Genomic DNA, 17,784 nt, shown 5'->3' with positions numbered 1-17,784 from the left:
CCTATGAGTACTGACCGAGGACGCATCCGGATAACGGGGTTCGACGCCGACCGCGTCGAGTCCCGCGAACCACTATCCGACTGGACAGAGCAGCGAGGCACTGAAACCGAGAGCCGCTGGGGGCGCGCCTGGCGTGAGTTCCGTGACAACCGGAGCGCGATGCTCGGGCTCTACACTGTTGCCCTGATGGGAATCCTGGCTCTATTCGCCCGCCCAGTCACCATTGCTGGCGTGACAGTCCAGCCCTTCTCGCTGGCCCCCTACGACCCGAGCGCGATTCTGTACGTACAGGGCCTCGATGTGAGTGCGTACGAGGCCCCGTCGCTGGCCCATCCCTTCGGAACCGACGGCTCCGCCCGGGACGTGTTCTCCCGCGTGCTGTACGGCGGTCGGTTCAGCCTCTCGATTGGCTTTATTGTGGTGTTCATCACCGCCGCCATCGGGCTGGTGTATGGTGCCATCGCGGGCTACTACGGCGGCCGGGTTGACGAGGTGATGATGCGAACGCTGGACCTGATATTCGCGTTCCCCGGCCTCCTGCTGGCGTTGATTATCGTCGCTGTGCTCGGCAAAGGGTACTGGGAGCTAGTGCTCGCGTTCACCGCATTCGGCTGGGCCGGCTACGCCCGGCTGATACGCGGGGAGATACTGAAAGTCAAGGAAAACGAGTACGTCATGGCCGCGAAGGCGCTGGGCGCGCGTGACCGGCGCGTCATCTTCAGACACGTCGTGCCCAACGCCGTCGCGCCGCTCATCGTCCAAGCCTCCCTCTCCATCGGCACCGTCGTCATCGGCGTGGCGGCGCTTGGCTTCCTGGGCCTGGGCCTCCCGCCGGGGTCCGCCGAGTGGGGCACGATGCTGGACCAGACCCGAGAGACCATCGTCCAGGGGCCGGGCGGGTCGATTCCCTGGTGGGTCACCGTCTTCCCCGGCGGCGCGATCTTCCTGTTCGTGATGTCGATGAACCTCATCGGCGACGGCATCAACGACGCGCTGGACGCCCAGGAGGGCGAGGACGTGGCCCGCGGGGGCGAGGTCTGATGGCGCTGCTTGAAGTCGAGAACCTCACGGTGAACTTCTACACCGAGGAGGGCGTTGTCACCGCCGTCGACGACCTCTCGTTTCGTATCAACCGCGGCGAGAAGTTCGGCGTCGTCGGCGAGAGCGGCGCGGGCAAGAGCGTCACCGCGCTGTCGGTAATGCGACTCATCGAAGAGCCCGGCCGTATCGAGAGCGGGACGATTCGTTTTGACGGCCAGGACCTCACCGAACTGTCCGACTCCGAGGTTCGAGATGTCCGGGGCAACGACGTTGCGATGATATTTCAGGACGCACAGACCGCACTCAACCCCGTCTACACCGTCGGCGAACAGATTTCAGAGGCTATCCGGCACCACCTCGACTACGACGACACAGCCGCTCGCGAACGCACGATTCGGCTGCTCGATGATGTCGGTATCCCGGAACCCGAAGCCAGATACGACGACTACCCACACGAATTCTCCGGCGGGATGCAACAGCGGGCCATCATCGCGATGGCGCTGTCCTGTGACCCCGAACTCCTCATCGCCGACGAGCCGACGACGGCGCTTGACGTGACCATCGAGGCGAAGATTCTGGACCGCCTCAACCGGCTCGCCGACGAGTACGACACGGCGATTCAGCTCATCACCCACGACCTCGGCGTCATCGCGGAGATGTGCGACCGGGTGATGGTGATGTACGCCGGCCGCGCTGTCGAGAAAGCTTCTGTCGAAGAACTGTACTACGACCCAAAACACCCCTACACCGTCGGGCTGATGAGCGCCATCCCGCGTATCGGCGACCGGCAGGACCGCCTCAAGACGATTCCGGGGACCATGCCGGACCTCGTCGAAGTGCCATCGGGCTGTAGCTTCCACCCACGCTGTCCCTTCGCCGAGGAGGTCTGTACGCGCAAACAACCACCGCTCGTCGACCCGGAGACCGGCGACGGCGTCGGCCTGTCTGACCGCGGAGCGGCCTGTCTGGCCTACACCGGCGACCTTGACGACGAACTGGATTACGAGGTCGAGGTACAGGGTCGCGACACGCCGCCCGACAACACACAGCCCGGCTCCCGCTCCGGACGGACGGACGCAGAGCCACTCCGGACAGACTCCGATCCGGTCGGCCTCGATACCGACCTGCTAGACCGGGACGGCAACGCGGACAACGATACGGGGGGCCAGCAGGATGGCTAAGACAGCCGATAGCCCCATTCTGGAGGTCGAAAACCTCACGAAGTACTACGAGTCCGGCGGGACCATCGTCGATACCCTGCTGGGTCGGAGTCAGGAAGTGAAAGCTCTAGATGGCGTCGATCTGGAGCTCTATCCCGGCGAGACACTGGGTATCGTCGGCGAGTCCGGCTGTGGCAAGACCACGCTCGCCCAGACGCTGCTTCGGCTCATCGAACCCACAGCCGGCTCAGTTCGCTACAAAGGCGAAGACCTGACAGGTGCCTCAAATGACCGTCTGCGGGCGCTTCGAAAGGATATCCAGTATATATTTCAGGACCCGTTCGCCAGCCTCAACCCGCGGCTGACGGTGGGCGACATCGTCGGCGAGCCGCTGGATATCCACGGGATCGCGGACGGCGAGGCGCGAACCGAGCGTGTCAACGACTTGCTGGAGACCGTCGGGCTAAGCCAGCGTCACACCCACCGCTATCCCCACGAGTTCTCCGGTGGCCAGCGCCAGCGAATCGGCATCGCCCGCGCACTCGCCGTCGACCCCGAGGTCATCGTCTGTGACGAACCCGTCTCGGCGCTGGACGTGAGCGTGCAGGCCCAGATTCTGAACCTGCTTACGGACCTGCAGTCGGAGTTCGGCCTCTCCTATATTGTCATCGCCCACGACCTCAGCGTCGTCGAGCATATCGCCGACCGCGTGGGTGTCCTGTATCTCGGGGAGTTCGCCGAAGTCGGGCCGACCGAGAACGTGTTTCAGCCACCGTATCATCCCTACGCCGAGGCGCTGCTGTCCGCCATTCCGGAACCAGACCCCGGCTGGGAGGGCGACCGGATTTTCCTCTCCGGCGATGTTCCATCGCCACTGAACCCCCCGTCGGGCTGTCGGTTCCACACCCGCTGTCCGAGGGTCATCCAGCCCGAGGGGACTGACATGGCCCAGTCCGAGTGGCGGTCACTGATGGACCTGAAACAACGGCTCCGGAAGGCCGACTCACTGGAGGCCGTCACTGCCGTCAAAGACAGTGTCGAGGACGAGGACCTGCGTCAGCTCTCTCGGTCCGCTCTCGAAACACGGGTCCGAGCCGAATTTGGCCTCCCGGACACGGTCGGCGACCGGGAGGCCGAAGGAGTGCTGGCGACGGCGCTCGACCACCTGCACGACGAGGCTTTCGAAGCCGCCCGGACGGCGATGGACGACGCCTTCGAATCCCCCTGCGAGCAAACCGACCCCGCGCTGTTCGATGTCGGTGACAACCACCAAATCGCCTGCCTGCTGTACGATGACGACCATCCGGATGCGTCTACACGGGCCAGTAGTCGCTGACAGGGTACCAGTACAGTGGCTCGCTGTGTGCCCACTCGACTACGCAAACTCGACGCCGGTAATCTCGAAGCGTGCGCCGCCGTCGGCGCTCTCTGCCACGTCGACTGCCCAGCCGTGGGCCTCTGCGATGCGGTCGACAATCGCCAGCCCGAACCCGGACCCGTTGTCGGCGGTCGAGTATCCAGCCTCGAACAATGTCTCGCGCTCGTCTTCCGGAACGCCGGGACCGTCGTCGGCCACGTAGAAGCCCCCTTTGATGGCACCGACAGTGATGTTCACGCTTCCATCCCCGTCGGCGGCGTCCACAGACTTCGTCTGGCTGCCCGCTGTGCCGTGGTCTACGTTTGTGTGTGCCTGTGAACGCGGCTCCCCCGACTCGTGTTTCACACCGTTGTCGGTCCCCGTCGGACTGCGCGTGGCACCATGTTCCACACTGTTCCGGAGCAGGTTCTCAAGCAGTTGCAACAGGCGCGGCCGGTCGGCGGTAATCGTTACGTCCCGTTTGTCAGTGTCGGTGAAGGCGAGCGTCCCGTCTTCTGCGTCCTGAGACACCATCTCCCAGGCATCCGCGACCGCGTCATGGAGCGAGACCGGTGCTGTCTCCTGGATGTCCTGTCCCTGGCGAGCCAGGAGCAACACGTCATCGATGATGCGTTCCATCCGGTCGAGTGCAGTTTCGATGCCCTCCAGATGGCTCTCATCACCGGTTGTCCGGGCGAGTTGCAGCCGCCCCTGTGCGACGCTCAGCGGACTGCGAAGGTCGTGGCTAACGACGCTGGCGAACTCCGCAAGCCGGTCGCGCTCACGCTGTAGCTCCTGCTCTTGCTTTCGGATGTCGGTAATGTTGCTTGCGACGCCGAACACGGCAACCGGGGTATCCGGGTCAGACTGCTCACCCGTGTCGTATATTGGAACCTTCGTCGAGAGGAACTGGAGCGTCTCGCCGTCGATGATGAGTTGCTCCTCGGTCTCTATCGGTTGCCCGGTTTGCAGGACAGCACAGTCGTTTGCCCACGCCGTTTCAGCTGTCTCTTCGGGGAACAGCTCGAAGTCCGTACGGCCGACGATTTCCTCGTCAGCGAGCCCGGTAAGCTCCCGATAGCCGTGGTTGACGAAGAGGTACTGCCCTTCGTCGTCTTTCATAAACATCGGAGTCGTGGTGTTTTCCAGAATTGCCTCGAGCCGGCGCTCTATTACCCGCAGGTCGCGCTCACGTTCCTTGTGCTCGGTGATGTCGTGGTGGACGCCGACCATCAGTGTACTGTCGTCGTCTTCGATGGGTTGGCCCCGAACAGAGCCCCACTGTACGTCGCCGTCCGCGTCGATCATCCGGAACTCCCCGTCGTAGATGTCATCCGTTTCGACTGCCTGCTGTAACTGTTCGCGGACTTCGGCGCGGTCCTCCGGATGGATCAGGTCAAGTACGGCCGACAGCGTCCCGCCGAACTCGCCGGGCTCGAAGCCCAAGAGTCGTTCGAGCGTATCGCTTAACACGACCTCGTCCGTCTCGTAGTCCCACTCCAAGACACCCGTTTCGCTGGCCTCCAGCGCCAACTGGAGTCGGCGCTGGGTTTCCTGTAAGTTGCGTTTCCGGTCTCGCTTGTCGGTGATATCCGTCAGGGTACAGACCACGCTTTCAACAGCCCCGTCGTCGTCGAACAGCGGTGCGCCGTTCACCGAGAGTACCTTCTCGGTACCGTCCGGCCAATGGATCGTGTGCCGGGCATCGGATAGGGGCTGGCCGGTTTCGAGCACCTGCCGAAACGGAAGCTCCGCGTCCGGTATCGGGTGACCGTCGAGATCACGTATTTCCCATTCTGGGTCGTTGTACGTTCGGTCTTTCACTTCCGATTGTGACAGGCCGAGAACGTCGACAGCGCGCTGGTTGGCGAAGACAAACTGGCCGTCGCGGTCGAGTTGCACAACACACGACGGGACAGTCTTGAGGATCTGTTCGAGACGGTGCCGCCGCCGCTCGGCCTCAGTCGCTGACTGTCTCGCTTCCACCGCGTTCTGGACCCGATTCGCCAGCAATGTGTACTGGTCTGTCCCGGCCTCCTTCTGCAGATAGTCGGTGACACCGGCCGAGATGGCGTCACTCGCGACCTCCTCGCTTCCCTTTCCGGTGAACAGGATGAGCGGGAGTTCAGGGTACTCCTCGCGGACGGCTTCGAGGAACTCGATGCCGCTGCGCCCGGGCATATCGTAATCCGACACGATACAGTCAAACGTCGACGATTCGAGCCGTTCCAGCGCGTTTTCCGCGTTTGACGCTGTTTCAACGCGGAGTCGGTCGTTCTCTTTTTCAAGGAACGCGGCGGCCGTCTCCGCGAAGTCCGGCTCGTCGTCGACGTGCAACAGCCGAATCGCGTCGCGTGTTGATGTCATCGGGAGCGGTAGCTTGCTGACATATCAGAGGGCCGGCCACTTAGCGTGTTTGGCTGTGTGTTACATGCATGGTCGGCATCCACGGGCAGGTGTGAGCGTTTTCTGCAATTTCCAGCGATGTGCCTGCGTCGGGGTATCGCTTTGGCCGAACCCGACGGGCCAGCCGAACTGGCCCGACGAACACTTTTGCGCATGCCAACCGATATGCTGACAATGCGTCGCATCTACGACTCGGGGGCGCTCCACCGTGACGACGAGGAGCCACAGGCTCCCACTGAGCGCGGGGCGCAGCCACAGGCCGCACGCAGTATCGACGGCCAGGCCTGGAGCGATCTGCTGATACCGACGTGGCTCCGCTATCGTGCGGTATCGGTCGATATCGAGGTCCCGCAGACGTCGTATCCGGCGGGAACCGAGGTGCCGTTCGTCGTGACGATGCAGAACGCGCTTCCGGTGCCGATAACGCTACCGACGGAATCGCCGCGGCTGTGGACGTGGTACGTTGATGGAGTGCCCAAGGCATCCCACGTCGATAGCGTGCCCAGTGAGGACGGCAGCCTCCGATTTGACCGCGGCGAACGAAAGCAGTTCAGGCGACGGTGGGACCGGATGTTCCGGGTCAGCGACGACGAATGGGAGCCTGCATCAGCCGGGGAGTATACCATCAGCGCCGGACTGAGTGTGGCCAACGCCGGCGAGCGTGGCCTGTACAGCGAGACGACGGTCAGTATCAGCGAACGGTAGCTCCGCAAGCAAGGTTCGAGTGAGCGGGGTCAGGACCCGCTTGGGGTGGGGACTGGCGTCGGGGTCGGCTCCGGCGGTGTTTCGGCCGGAGTGGAAGCACTGTCACCAGTCCCGAATCCAGCACTTGGGGTCGCGCCACCGCCCGGGTCGGGTGCTTCGCCGTCGAGCAAGAACGAAAGCAGGTTCCCGATGAACACCTCGTTGTCGGCGTCGTATAGCTCGGAACTACTGATGAACGTCGAGTCAGTGACAAACACCATGTTGTCGTTGCGGACGACTGTCGCGTACGTTCCGGTACGCCGCGTCTCCAGCGTCCGGGTACCCTCGACAGCGGTGAACTTCGTCTCGGCGTCGCCGTTCACCACCGCGTAGCCGGCGGTGTCGAACGTAATCGTCTCGACACCGTCGGTCAGGTCACCATCGTCGCTCGGTGAGGCGTAGATGGCTTTGAAGTTGTTGTCGTTGGCCGCATCGTCGACATTGTACAGCTGTTCGGACCCCATCCGAACGCCGTAGCGCTCGGTGGCGTTGTTGGCCCCGAACGATACCGTCGTGGTCGACTGGGTGAAGCCGGTCGAAAGGCGGGTCTGTGTCGGTTCGGCGAGGACGACAACACGGCCGCCATCGTCGGTGTACTCCTGTAATGCTTCGCGTTCCGCTTCGGAGTAACTGCCGAGCGGCTGGACGATGAGTATGCCGTCGTACTGGCCCAGCGAATCGGCGAACGAGGCGGTGCCGGACGTGCCGTACTCGACAGTATGGCCCGCCTCGAACACTGCCTCAGTGATTGGTTCGAGTTCGGATTCGGACACCTGGTTGCCGTGGCTCGTATCGACGAGTATTCGCTTGTCACTTCCCTCAGAGTCGACCGAGATCGCCCCTTCTTCGGGGTCGACAGGGGCATTGACAGCGTCGGGCTGGTACTGTGACGGCGATTGACCGTCGATGGACTGGCCATCTGGCGGCCCCGATGAGCCCGGGTTAACGACTGCGAGAAGGAACGTGCCGCCCAGTATCACCACGAGGACGACGATAAACACGGCAAGTGGCTTAACGATACGACCCTCAGTCATTGCGGATCACCGTTGCATTGTTGTCTTCGGCGGGGATTCCCCAGACGGCGTAGTACTTCACCGGTTCCCGGAACGTCGTCTCACTGTTGTCGGGATGAACGAGATAGGTCACGTTATTCGCGCCCTGTACGGTTTCAGCGCCGGCAGGGACGATGATGACGTTGAATTCGGCACCGCCACTGCCCTGATACACAACGTCGTACTGGTCGCCCTCGATGTCGTCTGAGAGTGCAGCGGCCCGCTCGATGGCCAGTCCGGTATCGCCGATCCGGTCGGCAAAGCCGTTCTCGGTCGCCTGTGCGCCGAGATACGTGCCTCCGTTGGCAACTTCCTCACGGGAGACCGTCAGTTGCTCGCCCCGATGGCGCATGACTGTCCCGACGAAGGACCGCTGGAGCACCTCGATATCCTCGCGGAGGCTGTCTTTGCTTATTTGGGCCTTGTCCGGCCCCGAGCGGACGAACGTCTCGCCCTGCTGTTCGACCTGCTCGATGAGACTCAGCGGGGCCTGGACGATGACGCCGATGCTGCCGACGTTCGAACTCGGCTTGACGACGATCTCGTCGGCCGGTGTGATGCCATAGTACCCACCCGAAGCGGCCGTCCCCTCGACGTAGGCGACAACGGGCATTTCACTGGCGGTCCGGTTCACGGCGAGGTAGAACTCCTCGCTTGAGTCGACCGGGCCGCCGGGGCTGTCGACCCGGAGGACGACCGCCTCGATTGATTCGTTCGTTCGCGCTTCGCGGAGGTCCTGTTTGACGGCGTTGACGTTCGCGTCGGTTGTGCCGCCCCGAAGGGTGATGACGGCGACGCTCGGGTCGTCGTCACCACCGCTTGGCACGCCGTTCCAAATGACCGGCGCGAATATCGCGGCGATGACGATGGCGAGCGTGACCGCGATCACGTACGACGCCGTCATCGCCGAGAACAGTTGATCTCTCCTAGACATCTATACATCCCGTTCGGACTGAGAGAGTAATAAACCCCGGTCGGCGTGCCCTGTCGCAGTCCGGCAGCCAGATTGGCTGTGACAGCAGCGACGAACGGTTATTGGTATCCAGAGCGTGCAACCGGGTATGGAGACCCGAGCACTGGGCGACACTGGGCAGGAGAGCACGATGCTGACGTTCGGTTCGATCGCACTCAACTGGCTCGAACAGGAGGGCGCGAACCAGTTGGTCGAACTCGTGTTGGACCACGGCGTCAACCACTTCGACGTAGCACCGACCTACGGTGACGCAGAGCTGAGACTGGGGCCGAAGCTCCGGCAGTACCGCGAGGACATCTTCCTGGGCTGTAAGACCCAAGAGCGAGAGTACGAGGGGGCCGCCCGGAAAATCGACCGGTCGCTGAACCGCCTCGGCATCGACACTATCGACCTCTACCAGATCCACGGCCTGGAATACGAAGACGAACTGGACACGATCACCGCTGACGGCGGCGCACTCGATGCGATACGCGAGGCAAAGGCGGCAGGGAAGGTAGACCACATCGGGCTGACGAGCCACGGCAACCCCGGGCTCATCCTCGACGCCATCGACCGCATCGACGACCTTGAGACGGTGATGTTCCCGCTGAACCCCGTCGTCGCCGGCAAGGACGGTGACGAGTACGACTACGAGGCCGTGCTGGACCGCTGTGAGGCGGAGGGCATCGGTACGCTGGGCATCAAGGCGTTCGCGAAGGGGTCGTGGCCACCGACCGACGAACTGGCCGAGGCCGACCGCCCGTACGCGAACTGGTACGAGCCGGTCGACACACCAGAGGACATCCGCGAGCGGTTCGACTTCGCCGCCGCCCGAGGTCTCGATACCATCGTCAGCCCCGGCGACCCGAAGCTCGTGAAGATGGTGCTCGATGCCGCCAGTCGCTCGGCGGGGATGGACGAGGCGCGCCAGCGCGCACTCATCGAGGAAGCGCGCCACGATGACAGTCCGGTGCCCGAGCAACTGCACCACTGATACTGTCGGCTGTAAGCCATTGAAAACTGTCACCACCAGAGGGTGGTGAATATCTGCATAAAGTTACAGCTAACAGTATGAGCGTGAACGGGGACGTTCCGGAGACGGTGACAGCGGCACTCGCTGACCAGCGGGTCGAGGGACGGGTCTGTCTTGAGGCCGGAGCCGGCGTCGGGAACACGACGGCAGGACTGTTGGCCGCGGGCGCAAAACGCGTGTATGCGGTGACGAACGACGCAGACCACGCCGCGACGGTCCGGGACCGCATCGGCGACCGAAACGCCGACCGGCTGGCCGTGATCGAGGCTGACCTCCGGGCGACGCCGCTTGCGACCGACAGCGTCGACCTCGTCGCCGGCCACGGACTGTGTAACGTCCTGCCACCGGCCGAACTGGCCCCTATCGCGGCCGAACTGACGCGGGTCGCAAAACCCGACGGTTGCCTCGTCGTCGACGACTACGCGGTGCCGCCCGCCGACGCGGCTGTCAACCGACTGTTCGCGCTGGAAAACGCCGCCGCGCAGGTAGTCGACGGCCGGCCGGCGCTGACGTTCTACCCGCCCGCCGTGCTGGCTGCCGTCTTCGCCGCCAACGGCTGGAGTGTCGAGCGACGGAAGACGCTGCTGAACCCGGTCCCCTGGACCGAGGCTCATCTAGATGCCCACGCAGAGGTGGTGCGGGAGTGCGCCGCGGCGCTTCCGGATTCGCTCGGGGAGCCACTGACTGCGATGGCTGAAGATCTGGTCGCAGCTATCGGCTCCGAGCGAACCGGGACGATGTACAGTCTCGCGTTCCGGCGAGCAGATGCGTGAGCCGTGTTGGTGTCTCGTGAGGCGAGTCTGAACAGTGTATGCACCGATACAAACAGTCACGAATTTCTCAGCAGCCGAACGGCTAAGGACGCCCCGGCCCACGTGCCGGTATGTCACTCGATAGATTGGCAGCGTTCGACGCCGAACCGGAAGCAGGCGAAGTCATCGACGGAGAACTGGCAGTGACCGACGACGTGCTGGTGAAGGCGTTCGCGCTGGGGCCGGACGCGACAATCGACCCGCACGAGCACGACGGCGCGACGAACGTGTTCCACGTCGTCCGCGGCGAGGTGACGGTCCAGCAGGACGACACCGAGGAAGCCATCGCCGCGCCGGGCGTCGTCCTGAACGAGCGCGGGCAGGCCCATGGCGCGCACAACCACACCGACGAGGTAGCTGTTTTGACTGCGAGCCTCTGTCCGCTGCCGGGACAGTAGAGAGTAAAAGAGCGGGAGATACGACGGTTCAGGCGCTCGCGCCGGATTCGGTGCCGCTGGCCGCGTCGACGGCGCTGTCGTCGAGTTCCGACTCGGCTTCAAGCAGTTCGCGGTAGCGCTCGCGGATGGTCACGGTGCTGATGTCAGTAGCCTCACTGACGGTCTCCTGGGTCATCTCCTCGCCGAGTAGGAGGCCGGCGGCGTAGATGGCCGCAGCGGCGAGGCCGACGGGGCTCTTGCCGCTGTGGACGTTCGCTTCCTTCCCCGCTTCGATGAGGGCGCGGGCCTGGCGTTCGAGGGCGTCGTCTGCGTCGAGTTTGGAGACGAACTTGCTGAGGTAGGTTGCAGGGTCCGGCGGGCCGACCTGCAGGGAGAGTTCGCGGTTGAGATAGCGATAGGCCCGAGTGAACTCCATCTCGTCGACGCGGCTGACGACGGCCATGTCGTCAAGCGTCTGCGGAAGGTTCGCCTGCCTGACGGCAGCGTACAGCGCGGCGGTCGCCATCCCTTCGATGGAGCGACCGGGTAGCATCCCTTCGTCGAGCGCGCGGCGGTAGATGACGCTGGCCGTCTCACGGGCGCTCTCGGGGACACCGAGGGCGCTCCCCATCCGGTCAATCTCGCCAAGCGCCTGCTTGAGGTTGCGCTCGGCGTGGTCGCGGGTGCGGAACCGCTCGTCCCAGGTCCGCAGGCGCTGCATCTTCTCGCGCTGGCGCGTCGACAGGGAGTTGCCGTAGGCGTCCTTGTCCTGCCAGCCGATATTCGTCGAAAGGCCCTTGTCGTGTTTCATCTCGGTCGTCGGCGCGCCGACCCGGCGCTTGTTGTCGCGCTCCTGACTGTCGAAAGCGCGCCACTCCGGCCCGTGGTCGATCTCGTCCTCGTCGACGACGAGACCACACGACTCGCAGACGGTCTCGCCACGACTGTCGTCGGTGACGAGGCTTCCGCCACAGTCCGGGCAGGCGTGGCCAGTGCTCGCCTCTGACTCGGCCTGTTCGTCCGCACTTTCATCGCGTTCGTCGGGGGAATAGATGCTGCGTGTCGTCATAGATGTCCTCTGCGAGCGCGTGGGACGCCCGCGGTCGTACCCAATTATAGGGGTGCATCCCCCATGACGCCTCGTTTGGCATATGCCGAAGTTCGGAGAAGTGATATCTATGTGTCGCGTTCGGTGCACCACGACGTACAACTCTCACTCCCGCTGTTACCCCGTTCTGAACTGCGACGCGGCAGTATACAGGTAGTGCAGTGCAGTTCGGTTCTGGTGCCAGACGCGATACTGTCTACTACACGCCCGAGCGACCGATACGGAGGCGTCCACCCTCGGCGACATCTTCGTCGGCCTGAACTGGCCCCATCGACCGCGTGACGAACGACCGGACGATCCACGCCTCCGCACGCTGGAGGCGGTACTGGAGCGTCGACCGTGATACGTCGAGCGTCTCTGCGAGGTCAGTGAGCGAGGTGTCCCGGGGCGTCCGGTAGTAGCCGTGTTCGACGGCGGCCTCGACAGCGGCCTGTTGTTCCGGCGGCAGCTCCGCCAGCGTCACGGCCTCGTCGACCCAGTACGAGGGGGAACTGAGCTGCCGGAATTCGACGGTGAGTCCCTCCCGGAGCTCGGATTTCATCTCCTCGAACAGGCCGTCGACGCCGGCGTCGCTACAGAGGAGGAGCCGCCACTCACACCGGCTGCCACGGCGCTCAGTCTCGACGAGGACGCCGCGGCCGACGTGGTCGATGGCTAACCGCGGAATCGAGTGACAGTCGCCGGCTTCCGACCGGTAGCTGTACACCGTCCGAGCGCCGGGGTCCGAGCCGATGACCTCGTACGTCCAGTCCGTCTTGCAGTTACGGGTTCCGATGCACTCGGTACACTGGACCGGGTCGTCATACACGTCATCCAGTTGTTCAAGCGCAGTCTCCGGGCCGGCGACGCGCTCGAGCCGCCACATCCCGTCTCGTGTGACGTTGCACGCTATCGTCCGGGAATGGGTCTCCGGATAGTCGATGAACACGTCCATAACGGGGTCGACGTTCCGCTCGTAGTCGATAGTGAAGATGAACTCTCGCATGTACATCCCGTTGCGTGTCGAGTGGCTTATACGCACTGTCTCGTTCGGCGTATGCCAAACCAGCCGTCATTATCGAAGCACGCTTTCAAAGGAGTATGTCGTGTCCTGTCTCTCCATCTACTGGCGACTCGTCCAGCGGAGCGGTCACTGGCGACACACCGGACGACTCGCCGTCGCGCATTCGCGGATATGAACTACCGACGCACAACTGGCGACACACCGTCGTCTACGGGGCGGTGTTCTGGGCAATCGTGGCCGCTGCGTGGCTCGCCGTCCCGACCGGTCACCCGTTCCAGCTGGGGGTCACGCTGTCCGGACTGTTTGCGGCCCCGCTGTTGCCGGTCGCACTCTGGTGTGATTACCGCCAAGCGAGAGAGTTTGGCACCTGTGACCCCGGTGTTCAGGCGTACCTCTCGAACCTCATTCGGGATATCAAGACGGCAGGGACCGGCCAGAGCGCTCTCGGCGACCAGCGCCGGGAATTCCTCAGGTGCTGAGGTCAGTCACGCCGCTCGCGTGGTTGCGGTCGATTGCTGAGACCGGGCCTCTGCAAGCCAGTCCGGGTCTGGAACGTCAGTCGACCCGACGTCGGTGATCTCGTAGCGCCACTCGATTGAGACCGTTTCGCCGTTGTCAGTCTCGCCGGTCAGCGTCCACGCTGTCTGGCGTGCAAGTCCGTCCGAATCGACCAGAATCACGACAGTGAAATCGGTCACAGTCACGTTCCCGCCGGACCCGAACGCGCCGGCACCGAACTGCCGCCAGGTCGAGAGGTCCGAGTACTCGTAGCGATCCACCGTGACGCCGTCGAAGGTTTCTGTCCCGACAAAGCGGGCGTCATCGACTGATTCGTAGCTGAGCGTCCCGCGGTCGACGGCGGACTGGAACGAGGTGTCGTCCTGTGGCCTGACCTGATAGAACGCTTCGCCGTCAGTCTCGTACCGCGTGTAGGCCGAGCCGTCGGCGACAAACGTCTCGAAATCAGTTCTGGCGTCCGGCCCGGACATCGTGAACGTCTCCAGCGAACGGTTCGCCTGCAGGTCCACGTGATAGGCGTTCGTTATCGTAGCCGTCTCGCCGGCCTCAGTCGTCGAGTACGACCACCTCGCGGTGAAACTGCCCGCGTCTCGCAGGAGGCGGTCCGTCGCCTCAACCGAAAGGTCGTCCCGGTCTGCCGGTGCGGCCCCGCCGTCGTCTGCATCAGTCCCGTCGCCCACCGCCGGACCGCCGCCGAGACACCCGGCAAGGACGAGCAGTGACACCACCAGCACAGTAAGTAACCGCGTTGTCATGTCTGAGAGGAGGCTGCCACAGGAGATAAGCTAGTATGGTTGATACGACCGGCGGGGCCGGCGACGCGGCACTTGCACCTGCAAAGGCGCTACAGCCAGTCCGTGTCCGGGTCGATTCGGTTCGGCGGCGTCTCGCCGGCCAGCGCGGCTTCGACGTTCGCCGCGACGGCGGCATTGAGGTCGTCGCGAGCTTCCTCAGAGTACCAAGCCGCATGCGGCGTGACAATACAGTTGTCAAGGCCGACCAGCGGGTGGTCAGCCGTCGGCGGTTCCTCGGCGAGTACATCGAGACCCGACGCTCCAATCATTCCGTCCTTCAGCGCCGTCCGGAGCGCCGCTTCGTCGACGAGGCCGCCACGGCCGGTGTTGACCAGAATTGCCTGCTCACGCATCGCTGCGAGCGCGTCGGCGTCTATCATCTCTGCCGTCTCCCCGGTCAGCGGCGCGTGGAGGGAAACGTAGTCAGCTCGCTCGTACAGCGTCTCCAGCGCGACCTTTTCGACATCGGCGTCGGCCATCTCCTCGGCATCGACGTAGGGGTCGTAGGCAATCACGTCGAGGTCAAAGCCACGCAGTTGGTCGCGCACCCGCCGCGCGATGGGGCCGAAAGAGACGAGGCCCAGCGTCTGGTCGCGGACGCGATGCACCGGCCGGGTTCGCTCCCAGCCCCAGCCGCCGTCGCGAACGTCGCGGTCGTAGGCCGTAAGCGTCCGAACACAGTCAAGCAGTAGCGTAACCGTGTGGGTAGCGACCTCGTCGGTACAGTACTCGGGGACGTTCGTGACGGTCACGCCGTTGTCTGCCGCCGCAGACACGTCGATGTTGTCGATACCGACGCCCGCTCTCGCAACGATCTTGAGCTCGTCCAGCACGTCAAGCACGCCGGCAGTGACCGGCGTGTTCACGTCCACGACGAGGCCCGCTGCCCCGGCAGCGGCGTCCCGGACCGCGTCCTCGTCGTCTGTCTCCGCGACGACGACATCAGCGTCGAGTTCCGCTCGCAGTCGGTCGACATCTATCATCGGGTCATCGCTTGCGACCACACGTTCCATGTTCGGAGTCAGGGCCTGAGACGGTAAAACGGGTCGAAGTCGTTCCCATCGGATAGGAATTCGAGGTCGATGATAGATTCAATACAACGAGTAAATCAGTTGATTGTTCGATCCACGTGGTTCGAGCGCTGTGATTTAAGCCACTCGACCGCCAATCCAGCGGTATGCAAATCGAGCTGCGGTTTTTTGCCAACTTCCGGGAAGCCGTCGGACAGAAAACGGTTCACCGCGAGTATGAAACGGACCTGCAGGCGGGCGATGTGCTCCGACAGCTCTCCGAGGAGTTCACAGAGATGGACCTATTTGAGGACGGCGAACTGCGAGAGTATCTGACAATCCTCCGGAACGGAAGAGACATTGCCCATCTCGATGGTCTAGAGACCCCACTGGAAGACGGAGACGAACTTAGCGTGTTCCCGCCAGTTGCCGGGGGGTAATTCCTGCGACAGTCAGTTGCCCGAGTCAGCAACAGAAGATGAACGGGTATAGCAACCCGATGCGGTCGCCGGTTTCCAGTTCCGTGTCCAGTCCGTCGAGATGTTCGTTGAACTCACCGTTGACCGCCACTCGCGCGTAGCATCTGGTCTGTTCGCCTTCGGGGTTTTTCGCCCAGTCGCCCGGCAGGTCCGCTATCTCCGGGGCCCAGCCCTCGGTGGTGGCGTCGGCTTCGGTTTCCGCGATGAGCATATCGCCCACGTCGTACTCCTGAAAGAACGCGTCGAGGAAGTCACGTAGCGTGTTCCCTTCGAACGTGTATGACAGCGCCGGTTCGCCGACGACCCGGCGAACGTGGCCGGTGCACCTGACCTCGACAGTAGTCAGGTCCATTGCCGACGACTGTCGCTCTACTGTCTCACTGCTCATGTGTACGCTACACCCCGCCGATACAAGTCAGTAGAGACGAACATGTTCGCCCATCGCTGGGGTTTATTTGCGGCGAACTCTGTGTGGCGATATGGACAATATCGAACTGGGGATTCCGGCCGGAATTGTCGACTCGCTGCCGCCGGACAGCGAGGACACGAAACGCGACATGGAACAGGCCGTTGGTGGCTGGGAGCGGGAGCTCAACGCCGCGCTCAATACCGAAGAGCCGGCCAGCGCCGTCGTCGACCACATCGAGCAGTTCGAGAGCCGGTGGGAGGCCTACGACGAGTACGTCGTCGAACTTCGGGCCTGGGGTCAGTCACCCATCTACGCGATGGCCTGGCGCGACCTGCACGCCGCCGTCATTGCCCAGATTTACGACCACGCCGATCTGGATGAGCGCATCAACCGCGAGCGCAACGCCCGCATCGTCGACGACGGTATCCGGCCGGGGTAGACCCTCTCTGTCCGGCAGAGTGACACCTCGGGATAGCGCGGTTGTGGCGAACGAGCGCCGGACCGCCGATAAGTTTAGACGACCGCACCCGTAACGACCACACGATGGAGCGTGAACGGAGTTTTCGCGGCATCTCGGTTCGAGCCGCTATCGGGTATCTAGAGAACCTCGGCGGCGAGCAACGCGGCGAAGCGACCGTCGAAGGCGACGGCTGGGCGGCGACACTCTCAGAGGAGAAAGTCGCTATCGGCCCCAGCCTCCAACTCAACGAGGTAACAATCCAGTTCGACGGTGACCCGGAGACACTGGAGCCGCTTATCGAGAAGTTCGCACAGAAAGCAATGCGGGCGGGCGGCTGACCGGGGCGCGATGGCCGACCCGTCGTACCCAATCGAGGGGCAGATCGTCTTGCTGGCCGGCACGCAGGCCAGCGTCCCGCTCGACCGCCTCCCCGACCTGCTCGAACAGGTGCAAACGTATCTCCGGGCAAACCGGGAAACCTACGACAGAGAGTACGAACGCATCAGCGGCCCCAGAGAGGCCGATTACGTCTGCGCTGAGTCGGACCACTGGGACAGTATCGGCACAGAACTTGGACTGAGCAACCGCGAGCAGGACGCCGTTCAGCGGGCCCACGCCGCCCAGTTCGAGCGCGACGGGCGGCGGCTGGACAGAAGCGAGGAGTTCGAAACGACGCTGGAAATCAGGGCGGTACTGGCGGTCAGCTCTGAACCGTAATCGTCTCCAGCACGCGCTGGGAGAACGCCGTTTCGGAGAGGTCGCCGTTTTCGAGGTCGTCGATCCACTCGCTGTCGACTGACCATTCGCCGAGTTCGGTGTCCTCAAGGTCCGTCACGGTCGCCTCGATGTCGACGCCGGACCAGTCATCAGCGTGGAGGTCCCGAAAGACGTTGATGACGCGGCCGATTTCCCGGTGGGGAATGACGGCCGCCTCGTCGGCCGAAATTGATTCATATGTGAGCCGGTACGTCTCGCCCTCGTCGGTGAAGTCGGTGACGTAAACGCCGTGGCTGGTCAGTCGGGACTCTACTTGAAATTCGAAGTCGTCGATATCTTCCTTGCGCATTA

21 protein-coding genes are annotated in these 17,784 nt (G+C 63.5%); 12 read left to right on the top strand and 9 right to left on the bottom strand.

Annotation, left to right across the window (positions count from 1 at the left end):
* Nucleotides 1–3 precede the first annotated feature (3 nt).
* Genes G9C82_RS12190 through G9C82_RS12180 form a run of 3 tightly spaced genes read left to right on the top strand, consistent with a single transcriptional unit; the run spans nt 4 to nt 3,537 of the window.
* Nucleotides 4–1,041 (top strand): ABC transporter permease, encoded by a 1,038-nt coding sequence (locus G9C82_RS12190; protein WP_127014228.1) that lies wholly within the window; start codon nt 4–6, stop codon nt 1,039–1,041.
* The gene (locus G9C82_RS12185) at nt 1,041–2,222 is read left to right on the top strand and encodes an ABC transporter ATP-binding protein (RefSeq protein ID WP_121302488.1); all 1,182 of its coding nucleotides are present in this window, start codon (nt 1,041–1,043) and stop codon (nt 2,220–2,222) included. Before G9C82_RS12190 ends, G9C82_RS12185 begins: the two co-directional genes overlap by 1 nt.
* The gene (locus tag G9C82_RS12180) at nt 2,215–3,537 is read left to right on the top strand and encodes an ABC transporter ATP-binding protein (RefSeq protein ID WP_127014227.1); all 1,323 of its coding nucleotides are present in this window, start codon (nt 2,215–2,217) and stop codon (nt 3,535–3,537) included. The genes G9C82_RS12185 and G9C82_RS12180 overlap by 8 nt, the downstream gene beginning before the upstream one ends.
* A 39-nt stretch (nt 3,538–3,576) precedes the next feature.
* On the opposite strand, the gene G9C82_RS12175 is transcribed toward G9C82_RS12180, so the two are convergent.
* A complete protein-coding gene (locus G9C82_RS12175; protein ID WP_127014226.1) occupies nt 3,577–5,925 on the bottom strand; it encodes a PAS domain S-box protein in 2,349 nt (782 codons plus the stop codon).
* 213 nt (nt 5,926–6,138) lie between these two features.
* Here G9C82_RS12175 and G9C82_RS12170 point away from each other — a divergent pair, with 213 nt between their 5' ends.
* Nucleotides 6,139–6,669, top strand: coding sequence for a hypothetical protein (locus G9C82_RS12170; RefSeq protein WP_164734764.1), 531 nt, complete (start codon nt 6,139–6,141; stop codon nt 6,667–6,669).
* A 29-nt stretch (nt 6,670–6,698) separates the two neighbouring features.
* Here G9C82_RS12170 and G9C82_RS12165 read toward each other — a convergent pair whose 3' ends face one another.
* Nucleotides 6,699–7,742 (bottom strand): DUF4350 domain-containing protein, encoded by a 1,044-nt coding sequence (locus G9C82_RS12165; RefSeq protein ID WP_004958335.1) that lies wholly within the window; start codon nt 7,740–7,742, stop codon nt 6,699–6,701.
* Complete coding sequence (locus tag G9C82_RS12160) at nt 7,735–8,694, bottom strand: S49 family peptidase (RefSeq protein WP_011224003.1); 960 nt, start codon at nt 8,692–8,694, stop codon at nt 7,735–7,737. The genes G9C82_RS12165 and G9C82_RS12160 overlap by 8 nt, the downstream gene beginning before the upstream one ends.
* Nucleotides 8,695–8,821: 127 nt before the next feature.
* Between G9C82_RS12160 and G9C82_RS12155 the strand changes: the two genes are divergently transcribed.
* From G9C82_RS12155 to G9C82_RS12145, 3 genes are all read left to right on the top strand, one after another.
* Nucleotides 8,822–9,706: an aldo/keto reductase gene (locus G9C82_RS12155; protein ID WP_127014224.1), complete on the top strand. Its 885-nt coding sequence runs from the start codon at nt 8,822–8,824 to the stop codon at nt 9,704–9,706.
* A gap of 77 nt (nt 9,707–9,783) precedes the next feature.
* Nucleotides 9,784–10,518 carry a class I SAM-dependent methyltransferase gene (locus tag G9C82_RS12150; RefSeq protein ID WP_127014223.1) on the top strand — a complete coding sequence of 245 codons (735 nt, stop codon included), beginning with the start codon at nt 9,784–9,786 and terminating at the stop codon, nt 10,516–10,518.
* 110 nt (nt 10,519–10,628) lie between these two features.
* Nucleotides 10,629–10,955, top strand: coding sequence for a cupin domain-containing protein (locus G9C82_RS12145; RefSeq protein WP_011224005.1), 327 nt, complete (start codon nt 10,629–10,631; stop codon nt 10,953–10,955).
* Between the two features lie 28 nt (nt 10,956–10,983).
* Here the strand turns inward: G9C82_RS12145 and G9C82_RS12140 are convergent, their stop codons facing one another.
* Nucleotides 10,984–12,003 (bottom strand): transcription initiation factor IIB family protein, encoded by a 1,020-nt coding sequence (locus G9C82_RS12140; protein ID WP_004958347.1) that lies wholly within the window; start codon nt 12,001–12,003, stop codon nt 10,984–10,986.
* A gap of 238 nt (nt 12,004–12,241) precedes the next feature.
* Nucleotides 12,242–13,027, bottom strand: coding sequence for a helix-turn-helix domain-containing protein (locus G9C82_RS12135; protein WP_049919092.1), 786 nt, complete (start codon nt 13,025–13,027; stop codon nt 12,242–12,244).
* Nucleotides 13,028–13,122: 95 nt separating this feature from the next.
* On the opposite strand from G9C82_RS12135, the gene G9C82_RS12130 reads away from it, so the two are divergent.
* Nucleotides 13,123–13,524 (top strand): hypothetical protein, encoded by a 402-nt coding sequence (locus G9C82_RS12130; protein WP_127014222.1) that lies wholly within the window; start codon nt 13,123–13,125, stop codon nt 13,522–13,524.
* A gap of 6 nt (nt 13,525–13,530) precedes the next feature.
* On the opposite strand, the gene G9C82_RS12125 is transcribed toward G9C82_RS12130, so the two are convergent.
* On the bottom strand, nt 13,531–14,319 hold the full coding sequence (locus tag G9C82_RS12125) for a hypothetical protein (protein WP_127014221.1): 789 nt from the start codon (nt 14,317–14,319) through the stop codon (nt 13,531–13,533).
* Nucleotides 14,320–14,408: 89 nt separating this feature from the next.
* A complete protein-coding gene (locus tag G9C82_RS12120) occupies nt 14,409–15,371 on the bottom strand; it encodes a C-terminal binding protein (protein WP_127014220.1) in 963 nt (320 codons plus the stop codon).
* A 164-nt stretch (nt 15,372–15,535) separates the two neighbouring features.
* Here G9C82_RS12120 and G9C82_RS12115 point away from each other — a divergent pair, with 164 nt between their 5' ends.
* Nucleotides 15,536–15,808, top strand: coding sequence for a ubiquitin-like small modifier protein 1 (locus tag G9C82_RS12115; protein WP_004958357.1), 273 nt, complete (start codon nt 15,536–15,538; stop codon nt 15,806–15,808).
* Between the two features lie 25 nt (nt 15,809–15,833).
* Here G9C82_RS12115 and G9C82_RS12110 read toward each other — a convergent pair whose 3' ends face one another.
* On the bottom strand, nt 15,834–16,235 hold the full coding sequence (locus G9C82_RS12110; RefSeq protein WP_011224010.1) for a MoaD/ThiS family protein: 402 nt from the start codon (nt 16,233–16,235) through the stop codon (nt 15,834–15,836).
* A 91-nt stretch (nt 16,236–16,326) separates the two neighbouring features.
* On the opposite strand from G9C82_RS12110, the gene G9C82_RS12105 reads away from it, so the two are divergent.
* The 3 genes from G9C82_RS12105 (at nt 16,327) to G9C82_RS12095 (ending at nt 17,433) form a co-directional block, all read left to right on the top strand.
* Complete coding sequence (locus G9C82_RS12105; RefSeq protein ID WP_004958360.1) at nt 16,327–16,695, top strand: hypothetical protein; 369 nt, start codon at nt 16,327–16,329, stop codon at nt 16,693–16,695.
* 104 nt (nt 16,696–16,799) lie between these two features.
* Nucleotides 16,800–17,054 (top strand): hypothetical protein, encoded by a 255-nt coding sequence (locus tag G9C82_RS12100; protein ID WP_004958362.1) that lies wholly within the window; start codon nt 16,800–16,802, stop codon nt 17,052–17,054.
* Nucleotides 17,055–17,064: 10 nt separating this feature from the next.
* Nucleotides 17,065–17,433, top strand: a complete 369-nt coding sequence (locus G9C82_RS12095; protein WP_004958364.1) for a hypothetical protein — start codon at nt 17,065–17,067, stop codon at nt 17,431–17,433.
* Here the strand turns inward: G9C82_RS12095 and G9C82_RS12090 are convergent.
* Entirely contained in the window at nt 17,417–17,782 is a 366-nt protein-coding gene (locus G9C82_RS12090) for a hypothetical protein (RefSeq protein WP_004958366.1), read from the bottom strand. The genes G9C82_RS12095 and G9C82_RS12090 overlap by 17 nt on opposite strands.
* Nucleotides 17,783–17,784: the final 2 nt, after the last annotated feature.

The sequence above is a fragment of the Haloarcula sp. R1-2 genome (assembly GCF_011627385.1).
Lineage (GTDB): Archaea > Halobacteriota > Halobacteria > Halobacteriales > Haloarculaceae > Haloarcula > Haloarcula marismortui.
Note: the sequence above shows the minus strand (reverse complement) of the source record. Positions and strands in the feature narration are given on the sequence as shown.